Origin of the sequence: Marinomonas spartinae (assembly GCF_016461715.1) — a bacterium.
GTDB lineage: Bacteria > Pseudomonadota > Gammaproteobacteria > Pseudomonadales > Marinomonadaceae > Marinomonas > Marinomonas spartinae_A.
The window spans coordinates 179348-198115 of the sequence record NZ_JAEMUI010000003.1; the positions used below are offsets into that span (position 1 = coordinate 179348).

16 protein-coding genes are annotated in these 18768 nt (G+C 44.1%); 4 read left to right on the forward strand and 12 right to left on the reverse strand.

Going from position 1 to position 18768, the window contains the following annotated elements; translation table 11 throughout:
• Positions 1-3 precede the first annotated feature (3 nt).
• Positions 4-897: a ribokinase gene (locus tag JHD45_RS04475; RefSeq protein ID WP_199475242.1), complete on the forward strand. Its 894-nt coding sequence runs from the start codon at positions 4-6 to the stop codon at positions 895-897.
• Positions 898-952: 55 nt separating this feature from the next.
• Complete coding sequence (locus tag JHD45_RS04480; RefSeq protein WP_199475244.1) at positions 953-1894, forward strand: nucleoside hydrolase; 942 nt, start codon at positions 953-955, stop codon at positions 1892-1894.
• Between the two features lie 181 nt (positions 1895-2075).
• Here JHD45_RS04480 and JHD45_RS04485 read toward each other — a convergent pair whose 3' ends face one another.
• Together JHD45_RS04485 and JHD45_RS04490 are read right to left on the reverse strand one after the other, a co-directional pair.
• A complete protein-coding gene (locus JHD45_RS04485) occupies positions 2076-2393 on the reverse strand; it encodes a hypothetical protein (RefSeq protein ID WP_199475246.1) in 318 nt (105 codons plus the stop codon).
• 164 nt (positions 2394-2557) lie between these two features.
• Positions 2558-3895 (reverse strand): aspartate aminotransferase family protein, encoded by a 1338-nt coding sequence (locus JHD45_RS04490; RefSeq protein ID WP_199475248.1) that lies wholly within the window; start codon positions 3893-3895, stop codon positions 2558-2560.
• A gap of 482 nt (positions 3896-4377) precedes the next feature.
• Here JHD45_RS04490 and cqsA point away from each other — a divergent pair, with 482 nt between their 5' ends.
• The gene (gene cqsA, locus JHD45_RS04495) at positions 4378-5598 is read left to right on the forward strand and encodes an alpha-hydroxyketone-type quorum-sensing autoinducer synthase (RefSeq protein WP_199475255.1); all 1221 of its coding nucleotides are present in this window, start codon (positions 4378-4380) and stop codon (positions 5596-5598) included.
• An 86-nt stretch (positions 5599-5684) separates the two neighbouring features.
• Here the strand turns inward: cqsA and JHD45_RS04500 are convergent, their stop codons facing one another.
• The 10 genes from JHD45_RS04500 to metG all read right to left on the reverse strand — a co-directional run bounded on the left by JHD45_RS04500 (position 5685) and on the right by metG (position 17351).
• Positions 5685-6725 carry a response regulator transcription factor gene (locus JHD45_RS04500; protein ID WP_199475257.1) on the reverse strand — a complete coding sequence of 347 codons (1041 nt, stop codon included), beginning with the start codon at positions 6723-6725 and terminating at the stop codon, positions 5685-5687.
• Positions 6726-7778 carry a sensor histidine kinase gene (locus JHD45_RS04505; RefSeq protein ID WP_233407571.1) on the reverse strand — a complete coding sequence of 351 codons (1053 nt, stop codon included), beginning with the start codon at positions 7776-7778 and terminating at the stop codon, positions 6726-6728.
• 433 nt (positions 7779-8211) lie between these two features.
• On the reverse strand, positions 8212-8847 hold the full coding sequence (gene nth, locus JHD45_RS04510; RefSeq protein ID WP_199475266.1) for an endonuclease III: 636 nt from the start codon (positions 8845-8847) through the stop codon (positions 8212-8214).
• Positions 8848-8958: 111 nt separating this feature from the next.
• Positions 8959-9726: an electron transport complex subunit E gene (locus JHD45_RS04515; RefSeq protein ID WP_199475268.1), complete on the reverse strand. Its 768-nt coding sequence runs from the start codon at positions 9724-9726 to the stop codon at positions 8959-8961.
• 8 nt (positions 9727-9734) lie between these two features.
• The gene (gene rsxG / locus JHD45_RS04520; RefSeq protein ID WP_199475270.1) at positions 9735-10349 is read right to left on the reverse strand and encodes an electron transport complex subunit RsxG; all 615 of its coding nucleotides are present in this window, start codon (positions 10347-10349) and stop codon (positions 9735-9737) included.
• Entirely contained in the window at positions 10350-11408 is a 1059-nt protein-coding gene (rsxD, locus tag JHD45_RS04525; protein ID WP_199475278.1) for an electron transport complex subunit RsxD, read from the reverse strand.
• 12 nt (positions 11409-11420) lie between these two features.
• Positions 11421-13841 (reverse strand): electron transport complex subunit RsxC, encoded by a 2421-nt coding sequence (gene rsxC, locus JHD45_RS04530; RefSeq protein ID WP_199475280.1) that lies wholly within the window; start codon positions 13839-13841, stop codon positions 11421-11423.
• Positions 13841-14437: an electron transport complex subunit RsxB gene (gene rsxB, locus JHD45_RS04535; RefSeq protein ID WP_199475282.1), complete on the reverse strand. Its 597-nt coding sequence runs from the start codon at positions 14435-14437 to the stop codon at positions 13841-13843. Before rsxB ends, rsxC begins: the two co-directional genes overlap by 1 nt.
• Before the next feature lie 8 nt (positions 14438-14445).
• Positions 14446-15027: an electron transport complex subunit RsxA gene (gene rsxA, locus JHD45_RS04540; RefSeq protein ID WP_067019603.1), complete on the reverse strand. Its 582-nt coding sequence runs from the start codon at positions 15025-15027 to the stop codon at positions 14446-14448.
• Between the two features lie 275 nt (positions 15028-15302).
• Complete coding sequence (metG, locus tag JHD45_RS04545) at positions 15303-17351, reverse strand: methionine--tRNA ligase (protein WP_199475287.1); 2049 nt, start codon at positions 17349-17351, stop codon at positions 15303-15305.
• 299 nt (positions 17352-17650) lie between these two features.
• Between metG and apbC the strand changes: the two genes are divergently transcribed.
• Positions 17651-18763, forward strand: coding sequence for an iron-sulfur cluster carrier protein ApbC (apbC, locus tag JHD45_RS04550; protein WP_233407572.1), 1113 nt, complete (start codon positions 17651-17653; stop codon positions 18761-18763).
• Positions 18764-18768: the final 5 nt, after the last annotated feature.

Genomic DNA, 18768 nt, shown 5'->3' on the forward strand with positions numbered 1-18768 from the left:
TACATGGCAATTTATAATTTTGGTTCGATTAACCTCGACCACCTTTATCAACTTGATCACTTTGTGCGACCAGGTGAAACCATGGCATCGGACAGTTATCAATGTTTGCTTGGTGGCAAAGGGGCGAATCAGTCTGTTGCCTTGGCGAAAGCGGGGGCTGATGTTAAGCACGTTGGTGCGGTTCATCAAAATGATGCGCAAATTTTGGCACAATTGTCTGGCCTTGGGGTGAATACGGACTTGATTGCTAGGCTGGATGTGCCGACGGGTCATGCGATTATTCAACTGAATAAAGAGGCAGAAAATGCCATTATTTTATTTCAAGGCGCGAACCATGCATTGACGGAGGAACAAGTTGATCAGGTCTTGTCCCAAGTCTCGTCTGAAGATTGGGTGTTGCTACAAAATGAGACAAACCTAATCCAATATATTATGCGTCAAGCACAAGCAAAAGGACTGAAAGTTGCCTTTAATCCCGCGCCAATGGATGCTCAATTAGCGAAGGAAGTTCTGCCTTTTGTTGATCTTCTGATTGTTAATGAAGTAGAAGCAATGGACCTAATTGGTGTTAGCGATGTGGATGCGGCAATCTACGGTCTGCCGAAAGCTTACCCTGAATTAGCTGTGCTGATGACACTAGGGAAAGCCGGAGTGCGTTATTTTAATCAAGATGAAAATCTATTTGTTGAAGCATTTTCTGTGAAAGCGGTGGATACCACTGCTGCGGGAGATACCTTTATCGGTTTTTGCCTATCCGCCTTAATGGATCAGTTAAATATGAAAGAAGCGCTTACACGCGCTTGTGCGGCGTCTGCTATTTGCGTCACAAGAATGGGAGCTTCAAGTGCCATTCCAAGTATTTCAGAAGTCGATGAGTTTTTAGCCGAACAAGCTTAGTTTGTCATGTCGATGTATTGGCAGACTAAATTTATATAAAAAGAGGAAGTCGAATATGGCTCGTAAAATTATTATTGATACAGATCCAGGCATTGATGATGCTATGGCGATCTTTTTTGCATTCCAAGCGAAAGAATTGGATGTACTGGGTCTTACTACCACATTTGGTAATGTGCCTGTTGAGCTAGCAACGCAAAATGCCATTACTCTAACGGAAATTGCGAAAGTAGATGTTCCCGTTGCGCAAGGTGTTGCAGTGCCATCCGTGATTGAGCCGCGCCCGCATCCAGATTTTGTTCATGGTAAAGATGGTTTTGGTAACATCAATTGGCCTGCTCCCAAAGGTAAAGCCGTCAAAGAAAGCGCGGCACAATTTATTATCGATACGGTTCGTCAGTACCCAGGTGAGGTAACCATTATTGCATTGGGACCATTGGGTAATTTGGCCGCAGCGCTGAAGTTAGATCCTGAGATCGCGGAGCTGGTGGACGAAGTTATTTTGATGGGGGGTACAGCGATTGAATATGGTAATGTGTCGCCTGTTGCAGAAGCCAATATTATGAATGACCCCCATGCAGCAGATGTTGTATTTACTGCGCCTTGGCAAGTGACCATGATCGGTTTAGATGTGACTCATCAGGTGTTACTGGATAATAATGTTCTTGGGCGTATAAAAGCTGCCAATCCTGAAGAGGGTGGATTCTTGTACGACTGCGCACAGCATTATATCAATTTCTATAGTAGTCGTTTTGGTGTCAATGGTTGTTACTTTCACGATGCCTCTACGATCGCTTATGCCATGGATCCAAGTATCTTCGGTGTGGAATTAGGGGCGGTGCGTGTTGCTTGTGAAGGAATTGGCATTGGTCAGACGATTTTTGCACCACAAGGTGTGGATTTCCCTGAACCCCATTGGAATAATGTGCCGATGACGCAAGTTTGTATGGAAGTTGACAGTGAGAAGTTGTTGAAACTGTTTGAGACAACCTTGTCCTAAGTCGTCAAGTCGCGTTATCTGAAAGTGCTAGGCATGATGCTCGCCTCATGCCTAGTCTTTGATTGCTTTTATAATCGTTGTAGCAACGAGCTAGAAGGAAAAGTATTAGGATAAAATGCAAATGTTTCACGTCGCATCGAGATTATGGATGTAGAGTAGATGCAGTGTGATAATTATTGGACTAAGAGTTATCTTCAATAAAGGTTTTTATATACGCTAGGTCTTTGGGAGCTATTTTGTGAAAACTGAGCCGGATGTAGTGCTTATTATGTTCGTTTAATACATCTACCAAAGGTTTACAAAGTGCTTTTATGAGAGCTGTTTTGCCTTCATGGATGGCGTTTAGTTCCAGCTTTACCAGTTTTGAACCTTGTGAACCATAGGGAGCTTCCACTTCTATTTGCTCAGAGGATATGTGAGTACAGTGAACGGACATCACCATGCCATTGGTTAAATAGAGTCTTCCAGCCCAAAAACATCTTATGTATGGTGCTTTCATTTTTTTTCTCTTGTGCTTTTACGAAAGTTTACGCTGACAAGTATTATAGGGAAAACACATCCTACGACCAGTGTTCAATATAGGTATTTTTATGAAATAAAAAAATCCGAACGGTCATTCCGCTCGGATTTTTTACTTTTTGTTTACCATTTAGGCTAAATCGGTTAGTGCTGTTCCTTTAGGGTATCACCTAACGCATTGATCAAACTGTCCATTTCTGACTTTTCTGTGGTAAATGGCGGCGCTAGCTGAATCGTATCGGCCCCGTAGCGCACATAATAGCCTTTCTCCCACATGCGCATAGCAATTTGAAATGGTCGCTTAGCGGGTTCACCATCAATATGGGCAATGCTCATTCCCGCAGCAAAGCCATAATTTCGAATATCCGTAATGAGTGGACTAGCGGCTTTCAATTGATGGACACATTCCTCCAAAACAGGGCTCATTTTCTTTACCCGATCAATCAAGTTTTGTTGTGTGATTGCTTCGAGGGAAGCCAAACCGGCGGCGCACGCAATGGGGTGGGCTGAGTAGGTATAGCCATGGGGGACTTCCAACATATAATCAGCACCCCCTGTCTCCATAAAGGTGTCATATATTTCCTGTTTGAACGCCACGGCCCCCATCGGAATGGCTCCGTTAGTGACTTGTTTGGCTAGGGTAATAGCGTCGGGTGTTACTCCAAAGGCTTCTGCCCCTGTTTTTGCGCCCATGCGGCCAAAACCAGTAATGACCTCGTCGAAAATTAATAGGATGTCGTGTTCATCACAAATTTGGCGGAGGCGTTGTAGGTAACCAACGGGGGGAATAATCACACCACCGGAGCCTGACATGGGCTCAACGATCACGGCGGCAATATTGGAGGCATCGTGCATGTTAATCAAGTTAAGCAACTCTTCGGCGCGCTCTTTGCCTTTTTCTGGAATGCCTTTTGAGAATTCCGTGCCAGGTACTTGCGTATGGGGTAAATGATAAGACTCAAGACCTTGTCCATATAAAGTACGATTGGCAGGAATACCACCCACACTAAAGCCTGAAACCCCTGCGCCATGGTAGCCCTTAGCACGACCAATAAATTTGGTTTTTGTGCCTTTGCCTTTTTTACGCCAATAAGCGCGAGCGATTTTCAATGCTGTATCTACGGACTCAGAACCAGAACCCGTAAAAAAGATACGATTGAGTGGCGCAGGCATAAACTCCGTTATTTTCTCAGCCAATAAAAAGGACTTTTCATGGCCAAATTGAAAGGCGGGGGAGTAATCCAGTGTTTTTACCTGTTTCGCGACGGCTTCGTTAATAGAAGGGACGCTGTGCCCTAAACCGCATGTCCATAAACCAGAGAGCCCATCAAAGATTTTTCGGCCGTCGATATCCGTGTAATAACGACCTTCGGCTGAGGCAATGATGCGAGGATCTTGTTTGAATTGTCTGTTGCCCGTGTAGGCCATCCAGTGGGCGTCTAATTGAGCTTGGGTAAGTTTGGTTTTTGCGATCTGGCTCATAAAGGTGGGTCTCTCTCATCATGAATGTGTATAAGAGAAGCATGATCCGTGAATAATGTTTAATAAATTCAATCTTAATTAATTATAGTTTAGTAATTATTAAACTATAAGTGAGCCTTCTCTTGGGGTGTCTTTCTGCCTTATCGGCCTTTGTCAGGTTTCATTACTTTTTGTTACTAGATAACGGATTACAATGAATTGCTGTCCCTATTGTATGGGGATGGTAATGGCTCTCAAAAAATTGAAAAGCTGCATGCGAGGAGCATTGGTCAGTTTTAGCAAATTTTTATTGTGGCCTGTCACCAATAAGGAGCAAGAAGGAGGGTTAAGCTCATGTTCTATTTGTGTATGGTGATAACACTTTTTCCTTATCCTACTAAGACACGCTGACAAAGGTTTGATGGCTGGTCTTCCTGTTCGTTGGCTCTTTTCTCTTTTTTGAGTTTTTCAAGTATGCCGCTTTTGGCATAAGGAGAAGAGTAATGAAAAACAATATCAATAACTACCCTAATTATTTAGCTGAAAAAGTGAATAAACACGTCCAGCGATGTGAAGACTTGGGGGGGCGTAATCCTTTGCATGGGCTTACAGCAACAGCATCATCAGTTAAGTTCATTAGTAATGATTATCTGTCACTAGCAAATCATCCAGCTATTATTGAAGCGCAGCGGAAAGTGTTAGATGATTCGGATAATTTAATTATCATGTCTTCTATCTATATGCATGGGGATAATCCTCAACAGCGTTTTGAAACTCGTATGGCGGATTTTATGCGGTCTGATGAAGCGGTGCTTTGCCAGTCTGGTTATAATGCCAATATTGGATTAATTCAATCAATTGTTGAGCATACCAATGCCCCTGTCTATATTGATATGATGGCACATATGTCTTTGTGGGATGGCACAAAATTTAGTACGTCTCCAGTCTACCCATTTCGCCATAATAATATAGATCATTTAATGTCATTAATTGAACGCCATGGTTCCGGTTTGGTTATTGTCGATTCAGTATACAGTACCAATGGTAGTGTCTGCCCTTTAAAAGCATTAGTGGAGGCAGCTTACGACAAGGGCTGTATATTATTGGTTGATGAGTCCCATTCATTGGGAACACACGGGCCTCAGGGGCGAGGTATGGTGGTTGATTATGGCCTACAAGATAAGGTTATGTTCCGAACTGCCAGTTTGGCCAAAGCTTTTGCTGGACGAGCTGGCATTGTTGCTTGTCCAGCTGGTTTTGCGGACTATTTTAAATGCACGGGAAACCCTGCGATTTTTAGTTCTGCTTTATTGCCATACGAAATTGCAGGCTTGGATAAGACATTAGATTTAATTATTACTGCAGATGAGCGACGTGAGCGGCTTCATAGTAACGCTGCCTATCTAAGGAGAGCGCTTAGCGAGTTAGGTTACAATACAAGTGTATCAAGCTCACAGATAATAGGCCTTGAAGTGGGAACAGAGAAGCAAACGACAGTGCTGAAAGATGTTTTAGAGGCTAGAGATGTCTTTGGCTCAGTATTTTGTGCGCCTGCAACCGCTAAAAATCGAGCGTTAATGCGTTTATCTGTTAACTCTTACCTAACTATGGATGAGTTAAGATATGTTATCGGTGTTTTTAGGGATATTCGGGAAGAAGTTGGATTAGACCAATGGCGTTCCACTCAAAAACAAACCAATATGCTGCCACTTTGTGTTGCTTGATTTTTATATGATGCTATCAAAAGCTTCGTTATGACTTAGCTTTTATCTTCGGGGCTTTTGATAAAAGTCCCGAAGACTCTTCATTGCTATAAGAATTTAGCAGGCAAATCACCTTGCAGATACTGTTGGAAAGAAAAACACTGTTCTGTCTGAAACGTTGAAGGAATATCTTTAGCATGGATGAAGGATGCTAAATAGGTTTCCTGTCCGACAATTTGGACACAGGGGTGCAAGTATTTTTGCCAGTCTTCTTGTCTATCTGGATGATAAAAACCATCCAAACTTGAGAACAGGGGGACTTTGTCGTAATTTTCCAAGGCGGTAATCAGCATCTCTGGTGCATTACTGTCGGAGGCCAGCTCACTATGAGCTTTGATGTCATCCTGATTTAGAATCAATAGCCTATGGGTATTGCCACACTCGTCCAGCAACAGAAAATCCAATGAAGCGGAGTTGGAATGGATATTAAGATGGTACTCTACAATGTTTTTTTGCTCAATAATAGAAAAGAAGTATTCCACAATCGCAGGGTCGTCAATTAGAGGGCAGCTTACTTTTAAGCTTTCTCGAATGACTCGTGTCATGTCATTAAAATACTCTTGCTGGTAACGGTCAATTAGCCGATTTATTTGAGCAAAAACGTTTAGATCACTCTTTTTCAGGTAATAGTCAATGACCTTATTGTTTAGGGCTTCAATGGCAATTTGTTCATCGGCAACTCCTGTTAGAAGTATCTTTTTTACATATGGATTATTAATCGCTTGACAGACATCCAAGCCATTGTAGCTCTGTCCCGGCATAGCGTAGTCGGTAACAAGGATGGATGGCTCGGAAAAACGATCACCATCATGGGTTTTATGTAAAATGGACTCGACGTCCAGCTTATAATGATATGAGTAGGGAGTATCGCTCAGCCAGCCTTTGTCGTTTTCAACCAAAGGGCGATACTGAGTTCGCGTGTTAATATAGTCTATTGCCGCTTTAGGATCGACAAAAGTTTGATATGCCACATTGGCTTCTAATGCCAATGGGATGCTGTTTAGAAAGGCCTGATGGTCGTCTAAAAACACCACAGTAGTAGGGTGGTAGTAGGCATCAATCATTTTTTTATTGAAGTTAAGCATCATTTAAATTCCATCTTTTTTCAATTGCTTAGGGAAACTCAACACAAACTCTGTGTATTCCCCAAGCTCAGAATAACACTTAATTTTGGCATTAAAACTGGTTAATACCTTCTGACAAAAAGCCAACCCTATTCCGGTTCCCGAGCTTATACTTTGGTTTCCGGAAGAGTAAAAGTTATCAAATATTAACATCCTATCCAGTAGGGAAACCCCCTTACCGTTATCTCTAAAATGAACATGGTTTGCACTAGTATCACTATCTAGAACGATTTCGATACTGGACTCTGCCGCTCCTTTTGTAAAGGTTAGGGCATTTTTTATTAAATTGAAAATAACATGCATCATCAGTATATTCGACCCATAAAATGTAAAGTTGTTGGTCAGGTCTGTTTTAACGATTTGTTTGCTTCTAGCTGAATCAAACGGATAACGATACAGAGCTTCCTGTATGATTTCTGCCATAGAAAAATAGCCAAAGTTATCAGTATTTGGTTCTGTTTTTCTCAAGTTCATTAACAGCATATCGATAATGGTATTTGAGTGCACGACTTCTTTTTCAATATGATGAACGGACTGTTCTAAGGCCTTCAATGCATCTGGTCTTATCGAGTTAATGGCGAGATTATTGGCTTTAGCTAGCTCATAGCCATGTAGCAATTTAGGGAGGTGCTTATGTAAGCCGTATGTATTGTTCTGAATGGTCATTAGAGGAGTGCGTAGCTCATGACAGATTTCAGCTCCTACCGATGCGAGCACTTTAAGTTTTTCTTGTTTAAGTTTGTATGGAAAATAGAAAGTTATACTGGCTGTGACTATTAGGAATAAATAGACGGGTAACTGACCAAGATAGTTTTCTAGCATAATGTCATCTGAAGTGGCAGTGTACGCAATCAGAGCCAGTGAGAATCCTATAGAAAATAGGGTAATAAATAACACCCAATTATAGGCTAGCAATATTAGTAAGGCCAAACCAGCCATCATAGACATTGACCAAGCCAGATTGCCATTATTTTTGAGTAACATAAATCCAAAGTAGAAGGGTAGTGCATAAATCATTGTAACGAACCAATAGAGGTGAATGTGCCGTCGCATCCATTGTGGCCAGAAACGTATTAGACTGATTCCCCCAAATAAAAGGCTACCCAAAAGGCGTAATGTTATGTTTTCGTAGGGTTGTGGAAACACATATGTCCATATCAAATAGTACAAAGGAAATCCAAATAGTCCAATCATGCCAATGTAAAAAGCGTGATGGGGTAAGAAATACTCTGTGCTTTCTACACATGATCGCTTGACATGGCTATAGATTGCATGAAAAAACGTCTTTATGGACTGCATCTATTTCCTCCTTGAAAGCGACTAATGAGACGTTATATGTGAGCTATAGTACCTGTTTTATTGTGTGTCGTCTCAGGTGGAAGTATATATTTTGTCCTTTTTATGCTGTTCTGGAGTGTAAATTCACGTCTAACGTATCTGCTGTGCTTAGCTAGATAGACGTTTTCTCTTTAAACTCACATAAATCTTCGATGATACAGGCGGTGCATTTAGGCTTGCGTGCCACGCAGATGTAACGTCCATGAAGGATCATCCAGTGGTGGGCATCCAATAAAAACTCTTTTGGGACAAATTTTAGGAGTTTTTGCTCCACTTCAAGCACGTTTTTTCCGGGGGCGACCTTGGTGCGGTTGGCAAAACGGAAGATATGAGTATCCACTGCCATAGCAATTTGTCGGAAGGCAGTATTAAGGACCACATTCGCGGTCTTTCGGCCCACGCCTGGTAAGGCTTCGAGTTCTTCGCGTGTGTCTGGAACTACGCTATTGTGCTTTTCGACAAGTATTTGGCAGGTTTTGATGGCATTTTCTGCTTTGGCGTTAAATAAGCCAATGGTTTTAATATAGCTTTTTAAACCATCAACTCCCAATGCAAGCATGCTTTCAGGGGTGTTCGCAATGGGAAATAGCTTTCTAGTGGCTTTGTTGACGCTTACGTCGGTGGCCTGCGCGGAAAACAATACTGCAATTAGCAACTCGAACGGCGAATTGTATTCTAGTTCTGTCACTGGGTTTGGGTTCTCAGCGCGAAGGCGAGCGAAAATCTCGTAGCGTTTTTCTTTATTCACTGTCTGTCTCTTAAATTGGCATCAAGTCTGTTTTGATCATTACGAATCTTATCATTAATGCTGTTTTTGCCAATAATATTGTCATTAACTCTCTTTACTATTTATATAAGATTAAGACGCTGCTTGACCAGTCACTCGAACGCGCTTAGTGGTAACAGGAGTTTGAGTTGACTTTTGTTCGGCAAGACGTTTTTTCTGGCGCTCATCCAGATAATTTTTCATCGCAATTAAAATGCCTAGACCAATAAAGGCGCCAGGAGGTAACAGGGCAAAGAGTACATTGGGGTAGTCATGAAAGACAATGATTTTCCAGTGAGCGGCGCTGCTACCGAAGAGTAGTTGCATATTAGAGAATAGGGTACCTTGACCAATTAACTCACGCATCCCACCAAGGACGATCAATATTGAGGTAAAACCGAGCCCCATCATCATGCCGTCTAGAATGGAGGGGAGCACAGGGTTTCGGCTGGCAAATGAGTCGGCACGGCCAAGAATAACGCAGTTGGTTACAATCAAAGGGATAAAGATGCCGAGAATCTGATACAGCTCGTAGGTATAAGCTTGCATGATCATCTGAATACAAGTGGTGAAAGAGGCGATGATCATCACGAAGGCGGGTAGTCGAACCGCATCAGCGACATAGTTTCGAATCAATGACACGGCCATATTCGAACCCATTAATACGGCAGTCGTTGCAAGACCAAGACCAAGGGCATTCACTACGGTACTGGTGACCGCTAACATTGGACACAACCCTAGGAGTTGGACCAAGGCGGGATTATTTTTCCACAGGCCGTTGTAGATGATCTCAGTGTAATTAGCGCTTGGCTTATTGTCTGGTGTGGCGTCACTGGTTAAGATTTGCTCGTCTGCACTCATGTCTTTTCCTAACGCGCTAATAGCGAGTCTTTGTGTTGTTTAAAATAGATCAAAGTGTTTTTAATACCGCGAACCACTGCTCGTGGTGTGATAGTGGCGCCAGTAAACTGATCAAAATCACCGCCGTCTTTCTTGACGTTCCAGCCAGCTAACCCTGGATTACCCAAAGAGTGGCCATTAAAGCTCAAGATCCAGTTAGATTTTTTAATATCCACTTTGTCGCCAAGGCCAGGGGTTTCGTTTTGACTAATGACTCGAGCTCCGGTCACAATACCGTTTCTGTCTACTGATACTAATAATCCAAGAGGGCCATTATAGCCACCAGGGGCGACGGTTTCGAATATAATGGCACTGACTTGGCCATTTTTTCGAGCAATATGGATTTTGACAGGTGCCCCGCCTAATAGTTTGTCTGCTGGCAGTATAGCGGTGTCCTTGGTGAGATCGTTGTCATAGCGATTAGCGGGTAAAATATCATTAAATGCAGCGATCTGCGCTTTAAGCACATTATTGGCGATGGTGTCTTTGGTCACCAAGTGAATGGTGGCGATCAAGCCTGCGGTGAGAATGGCAAAAATGCCCAAACCAATGCTGTTACGACGTATAGAGGCAATTAAGTCCACTTAGTTATCCTCTTTAATGGTTAGGCCCTTTTTGGCTTTCTTATGGCCATAGGTGCGAGGCTGCGTGTAATAGTCGATCAAAGGGGCAGCAAAGTTCATCAGCAATACACCAAAAGCGACGCCATCTGGATAACCACCCCATGTACGGATCACATAGATTAAAATGCCGATTCCAGTCCCATAGACCAGTTTTCCACGGTTACTGGTGCAGGACGTCACTGGATCGGTGGCGATGAAGAAAGCACCAAACATGGCGGCACCCGTGGTTAGGTGAAACCAAGGTGTTGCCGCATGATTGGGATCAATCAAGTAAAAAACACCAGAGATGACGGCCAAAGAGGAGAGTACAGCCACTGGTGTATGCCAAGTAATGATACGCAATACTAATAATATTAAGCCGCCTAATAGATAGGCACTGTTTATGAAGAGCCAGCTACTCAGATTGGCGCCTTTTAATGAGACGATGCTGTTAAACGCAGCGGCGCTAGAGAGGCTGTCTTTATGTTTGAACCCATCCAATGGGGTTGCCATAGTGTAAGAGTCAATGCTGGGCAAATGGTGAAAGATGGCTTGCAGGCTTTGTGATAGGGACATCATAGAGCCCGATGACACCATGTCAGAAGCACCCACCCATTGGGTCATCGGAACAGGAAACGATACTAGGACAATGGCATAACCCACCATCGCAGGGTTAAACGGGTTATTTCCTAAACCGCCATAGAGCTGTTTTGCAAAAATCACTGCAAAGGCTACGGCTGTCACTGTTACCCACCAAGGCACGCTAGGAGGTAAGGCAATGCCAAGCAAGACGGCAGTAAGTAGGGCACTATAATCCGTTAAAAAAAACACAACGGAGCGACGGCGCATCGATAAAACCGCCGCTTCAGAAAGCAGTGCTGTGATGGCGGCGATAGCAATGTTGATTAGGGTGCCCCAGCCAAATAGCCAGGATTGCACGGCGATACCGGGTATCGTTGCCAAAATAACCATGAGCATCACCCAAGAAGTGCGACGCCCAGCCCGTTGTGTGTGTGGAGAGGTAATCCTCAATAGTGCCATTTAACCATTCTCTTACATAGTGTCTTGCGATTGTGTGAGTTGTGCCAACAGTGCATCGGCTTCTTGCTGTCTTTTTTCCGCTGCGGCAATCTCTTGTTGGATACTCTCCGCTTGATCTGGCTCGGCGGCGAGGCGTTTTTTCAATTTGTTAATGGCGGCTTTGGCCATAGCAGAGGCAATTTTTTGCTTTTTAATTTGTTCGTTTTTGGCGGCACTCTCATCCGTTGATGCGTTTGATTCTGTCGCCTCTGTCATTGGAGACTGAGTCTGTGGATTTGATAAAGCCTTTTCTAAACTGTCTACTCTTTGCTGTGCTTCCAATAATTGCTGACGCAGGGTGTCTGCCTCTGGGGCTTTTAGTTCTTCGGCTTTTTTGAGAGCTTTTTCGACTTTTTTTACGGCCGCCTTGGCAATGGCTAAGTCGATTTTTGCTTTTTTGAGGTCATCATTGACTGTGGGTTTAGATGACGCTTTTTGTAGCATGTCTGCCTTCTGGGCAGCTGTCGACGGAGTCAGTCTATCAAGCAGTGATTGTGCTTGCACGAGGCCTTTTTCGAGTTCGCTAACGTTTGCTTTTAGTTCTTTATCGTCGGGAGATTCCGCTAGCTGCTTTTGCGCCTTTTTCAGTTTTGCACCGATCAGCGCGACGTCGATCTTCGCTTTTTTCAACTCCTCATTAACAGGAGCTGGTGCGGCCTTAGTAGATTTTTCCGCAGGTGTCGTTGCCATTTTCTCAAGCTGTTGTTCAAGCGAGGTAAGGATCTTCTCTTGCTCAGTGACTTGTAACTGTAAATGATTAATTTCTTCTACATGTTCATTTTCTTGAGCTTCAACTAATTGTTTCTGAAGCTTTTTCAGTTTGTTCTTAGCAAGCGCGATATCCACCTTAAGTTTCTTGCTTTCATCTAGGATGGCCGTTTTTGTCTCTGCTGCTGGTGGCGTTGCTTTCTTGGCTTCTGTCGCCGTCGATTTACCTTCTGTCTTCTGGGCGGAGGCTTTTTGGCGTGCTAGACGTTTCGCTTCTTTTTCTGCCGCTTCGGCTTCTTGGCGTGCTTTTCTTGCTTCAAAACGTTGTTTAGCGAGATCCGATTTCACGGCGGCTTCCCGTGCTTCGCGAATGCTGCTTTTGGTATGTCGGTAATACTGTACAAGTGGAATGCTACTTGGGCAGACGTAAGAACAAGCGCCACATTCGATGCAATCAAACAAATTATAATGTTCGGCCTTTTCAAACTCCTGACTCTTGCTGAACCATAAAAGCTGCTGAGGTAACAGGCTGGCAGGACAAACTTGTTCGCACATGCCACAGCGAATACAGGCTTGCTCTGGAGCGGGAGCGGGCAACTCTTTTTTGCTTGCCGCTAAAATACAGTTGCTGGTTTTGACGATGGGGGCATCGATAGAGTTCAGTGTGAAGCCCATCATCGGGCCGCCCATGACCAAGCGACTGATTTTTTTGTGGGTTGCCTGAGCATAATCCAGTAGATGCTTAACTGGTGTGCCAAGCAATACCTCGACATTTTGTGGGGCCTTGAGTGCATCCCCAGTCAAGGTGGTAAAGCGAGTGATTAAGGGTTGGCCTAAATAAATAGCGTCATGTACCGCTACACAGGTACCGACGTTTTGGCATAAAATACCAATATCAGCTGGGTGTTGACCACTGGGCACTTCCTTGCCTGTGAGCAACTGGATCAATTGCTTTTCGCCACCTGATGGGTATTTGGTCGGCACAACGGCAACCTGGATCGTGCTATTGTGTTGCGCTAGAGCATTGTTAAGTGCGGCAATCGCTTGTGGTTTATTGTCTTCAATGCCGATGATAACTTGGTCCGCTTCAACGAGATGTTGTAGTACTTCGATACCAAGCACTAGCTGTTCGGTTTTTTCACGAATTAGCATGTCGTCAGCGGTGATGTAGGGCTCACACTCTGCTGCATTGATAATAAAGTGGGTTAGCGGGTGCTTGTGTGCCCCCTGTAGTTTCACTTGTGTTGGAAAACCAGCGCCTCCCATACCAACGATGCCCATTTCAGCAAGGTAGGACAAGACATCTGTCTTGCTTATCCTACGCCAGTCGTTAAGAGGTTTGCGCTCTGTCCAGTTATCGTCCCCGTCAGGCTCAATCACAATGCAAAGGTCGCTTAATCCCGAAGGGTGTGCAATGACGCGCTCTTCAATGGCTGTAATGGAACCTGAGGTGGGAGCGTGTAAAAAGCTGCTTAAAAAACCGTTGTTAATGGCAATGGCTTGGCCTTTTAGAACCTGCTCGCCTTGGCTGACTAGCGGACGAGAGCTTTGGCCAATGTGTTGACTCAGGGGGAGTATCAACTCCTTTGGCAAGCTTGGGTGGCCAAGGGGTAATGTCAGTGATTGAGCTTTGTTTTCTGGCGGATGAATACCACCATGAAAAGAGAAGATGTTGGTTGTTTGCATTAGTGTGCCACCTCCGCTTTGCGATCCGTGGCAATGATGTTCATTGAGGTTGCTGCGACACCTTGGGGTTTGTCCCAAGACCAGGTTTTTGATGTCACGCCGACTTCTACCATATCAATACAATCTACTGGGCAAGGATCAACACATAAGTCGCATCCTGTACATTCGTCAGAAATGACGGTGTGCATTTGTTTTGCAGCACCAAGAATGGCATCTACTGGACAGGCTTGAATACACTTAGTGCAGCCAATACATTCGTCTTCACGAATAACCGCCACGCGCTTGGCGGTTTCTGTGCCGTGGTCACCATCGAGGGGAATCGCTTCTACGTCGAGTAAATCAGCGAGCGCTTGAATTGTCGCCTGACCACCGGGCGGACAGTGGTTTATTGCTTCACCGTTGGCGATGGCTTCCGCATAGGGGCGGCAACCAGGATGGCCGCATTGGCCACATTGTGTTTGCGGCAAGATGGCATCAATTTGATCGACAATAGGGTCACCTTCTACATGAAAGCGAACGCTGGCATAGCCAAGAATGGCGCCAAATACTAGGGAAAGGGCTAATAGAATTCCTACAGCGAGCAAAACAGTCAACATAATGGCTCCTAGATTTGCACCAGACCGGTGAAGCCCATAAAGGCAAGGGCCATCAACCCTGCTGTGATCATGCCTATGGCTGAGCCTTTAAAAACGCTGGGGACATCGGCGACATTAATCCGTTCACGCATGGCTGAAAACAGAATAAGTACAAAAGAAAAGCCAACCGCTGCACCAAAACCATATAATATGGATTCGACAAAATTATTTTGTTTACTGGTGTTTTGCAGGGCGACACCTAATACCGCGCAGTTTGTTGTAATCAGTGGTAAGAAAATTCCTAATACGCGATATAGTAGCGGACTGGTTTTATGTACGACCATTTCGGTAAACTGCACAACAACAGCTATCACTAAAATAAAAGCAATGGTTTTAAGGTACTCAAGACCAAAAGGCTGAAGTATGTATTCGAACGTGAGATAGCTGCAAAGACTGGAAAGAGTCAAGACAAACGTAGTGGCCATTGCCATACCAATGGATGTTTCCAGTTTTCCAGAAACCCCCATAAATGGGCAAAGCCCCAAAAATTGAACCAATACAAAGTTGTTAACTAGTATGGTACTGACCAGTATCAACAGATAATCAGTCATCTCATGTCCAAATAAATATGCTGTGAGTATGTTAAATATCGAGGAGTACGCATACGCTGCGTAAGAGCGTAACTATACCAAGCTGCTTATAACTAACAAGTTAAAATTCGTCGAAAAATAGATTAATTTAGAATATATTTAATAGGTAAAACTTATATAATATTATTTTATTGTTAATCTTTTTTATGTTCTTAATATCACGAAATACGCCGATTAAATGAGACATTTAATCGGCGTAGGTTTGTCTCTACTATTTATTTATACTAAAGAGTGGGTTACATCACTCGTTGGCCAGGTTTCGCGCCAGCGTGTGGTTCCAATAGATAAATTTCATCTTTACCTGGTCCAGCGGCAAGCACCATTCCTTCTGATAGGCCAAACTTCATTTGGCGTGGAGCAAGGTTGGCTACCATGACGGTTAATTTGCCTTCTAGGTCTTCTGGCTTGTAAGCAGATTTAATCCCAGAGAAGACGGTACGTGTTTCACCGCCGAGGTCGAGTGTCAGCTTTAGCAATTTGTTGGCTTTTTCCACATGCTCTGCTTTGGCAATCAGGGCGATGCGCAGATCGACTTTTGCAAAGTCATCAAAAGAAATTTCTGCTGCAATCGGGTCTTTGCTGAGTTCCGTTTCTGTCGTCGCTTGTGACGTTTCGACCGCTTCTGCTGCAGCGACGGCGGCTTCTTTTCCTTCTTCTATCATGGCATCAATTTGTTTTTGATCAATGCGAGCCATTAATGGTTTAAAGGCGTTCACGGTTTTGCCAAACAATAACTCACTGCGATTGTCCCAAGTGAGTACTTTGCCAAGGAAGGCTTCTGCATCGGCAACCATTTGCGGCATAACTGGTTTTAAATAGGTAGCTAATATACTAAAGAGATTCAGAGCCACGGTACAAATTTCTTGTACTTTAGGTAGGGTTGCTTCGTCTTTTGCCAAAACCCATGGTGCTTGATCTGCAATGTATTCATTGGCTTGATCGGCTAGATGCATAATCTCACGAATCGCTTTGCCATACTCGCGGCTTTCGAAATGTTGTGCGATGACATCGCCTGCGTCAATGAAGGATTGAATCATAGAGTTTTCACTAACATCGCTTGCTAGCTGACCATCAAACTTTTTATTAATGAAGCTGGCGGTACGGCTGGCGATATTAACCACTTTACCCACTACATCGGAATTCACTCGCTGCACAAAGTCTGACAGGCTCAAATCGATATCATCAACACTGGCGTTTAATTTAGCCGCAAAGTAGTAGCGTAAATATTGTGGATCCAAATGGTTCAAATAGGTGCGCGCCATAATAAAGGTGCCACGCGATTTAGACATTTTTGTGCCGTCTACAGTGACGTAGCCATGGGCGTTAACCCCTGTTGGTGTGCGATAGCCTGCACAGTCCAGCATGGCGGGCCAAAACAGCGCATGGAAGTTGATGATGTCTTTACCAATAAAGTGGTAAAGCTCAGCATCGGAATCTTTAGCCCAGTAATCGTCAAAGGTTAACCCTTCAGTGCGATCACACAAGTTTTTGAAACTGGCCATATAGCCGATAGGGGCATCTAGCCAGACGTAAAAGTACTTGCCTGGAGCGTCGGGGATTTCAAAACCAAAATAAGGTGCGTCACGGCTGATGTCCCATTCTTTTAGGCCCGCGTCTAGCCACTCAGAGAGTTTGTTTGCTACCTGGTCTTGTAAGGTACCACTGCGTGTCCATTTTGCTAAAAAGTCTTGAAATTCTGGTAGCTTAAAGAAGTAATGTTCCGATTCTTTTTCTACAGGCGTGGCACCTGAGTAGACCGAGCGAGGGTTAATCATCTCCATCGGCGTATAAGTGGCAGAACAGACTTCACAGTTATCGCCATATTGGTCCTCAGCCTTACATTTAGGACAGGTGCCTTTAATGAATCGATCTGCTAAGAACATCTCTTTTTCTGGATCATAGGCTTGTGTGATTGAACGGACAGCTATTTTATTGTTATCGCGCAAGCGCTTATAAATATAATTAGAGAATTCGCGGTTTTCATCTGAGTGTGTTGAATAATAGTTATCGTAGCCGATTAAGAAGTCTTTAAAGTCGGCCATATGTTCCTGACGAACACGATCGATTAGTTGCTCAGAAGTAATGCCTTGTTGATCCGCTTTTATCATAATGGCGGTTCCGTGTGCATCATCAGCGCACACAGCAGTACAAAGGTGGCCGCGAAGTTTCTGAAAACGCACCCAAATATCAGTTTGGATGTGTTCCAGCATGTGCCCTAAATGGATGGGGCCATTTGCATAGGGAAGGGCGCTGGTAACTAAAATTTTGCGTTGCGTTTGTGCCATTATTGATCAGCCTGCTGGATTAAAAAGGGTAGAGTATTTTATCAATAGTAGCGGGCGCTGAATAGGAAGTGAGGTGCCTTTCCAGATAGAGACATTGCATAGGTTTTTCTGAAAAAGCGAGCGTTGTACTATTGGTAATCATAAGTCGGCTAATTATAAGTGCCCATCCTTTGTGTGCAAGGGGTAGGCTTGCTTTTCTGCAAATTGCCCCCAAATTGGCTTCTATTCTGGTTATTAATTCACATGACAAGGATCATTTCGCACAAACGTGTTGATAATGGTCTGTTGGAGATACTCCTTTGACAACTCAAACACATACTGATGATCATCAACCTAAGCAGCGACTGTTAGACAGCCAAATACAGTCTCGTTTAGAAAGCCTTATTGATGAAAATAATGGTCATGCTTATGGTCCCATTTGGACAATCAAGACGGACGCAGAGCGTATCATGCTCATCTTGCATCTGGGGTACCCTGCTGAGCAAGAGAAAGCGTCGCTTGAAGCTCGTATCAAGTGTGAATTAAATGATAGCCGTGATGTGCTGTTAGAAATTGATTGCCAAGTAGAGCGCCATGCAACCCAAGGTAATCTCACTGGGTTGCAGGGTGTGAAGAACATTATTGCGGTTGCCTCAGGCAAAGGTGGGGTTGGTAAATCCACAACCACGGTGAATTTGGCACTGGCGATGGCTCGAGAAGGGGCTCGCGTTGGGATTCTTGATGCCGATATCTATGGGCCCAGCCAAGGTATGATGATGGGCTTTGCAGATGGTACCCGTCCTCAGGTGCGAGATGAAAAGATGTTTATTCCGCCTGTTGCCCATGGGGTTCAAGTGATGTCCATGGCATTTTTGACGACTAAAGATACGCCTGTTGCCTGGCGTGGTCCGATGGTGACAGGGGCGCTGATGCAAATACTGACACAAACGGATTGGAGTAATCTCGATTACTTGTTTGTGGATATGCCCCCAGGTACTGGTGACATCCAGTTAACCTTGTCACAAAAAATTCCTGTGGCAGGTTCTGTTATTGTGACGACTCCACAAGACATTGCTTTATTAGATGCACGTCGCGGTATTGAGATGTTTAATAAAGTGAATATTCCTGTATTAGGGCTAGTAGAAAATATGTCAGTACATATTTGCTCGAATTGCGGTCATCATGAAGCCATCTTTGGTGAGGAAGGTGGTGTCACCTTGGCGAAAGAATATAATGTGGGCGTTTTGGGTAAATTACCCTTGAGTCTTGCCATTCGAGAACAGAGTGATGCTGGTTCCCCTGTAGTGGTCAGTGCGCCTGAGGGTGATATTGCTGCTATTTATCAGTCGATTGCTCGCAAACTTGGTGCTACTCTAGCGTCCCCACAGAATGAACAGTTTGCCATGCCAACCATTGGCATGAGCGATGATTGAGGAAA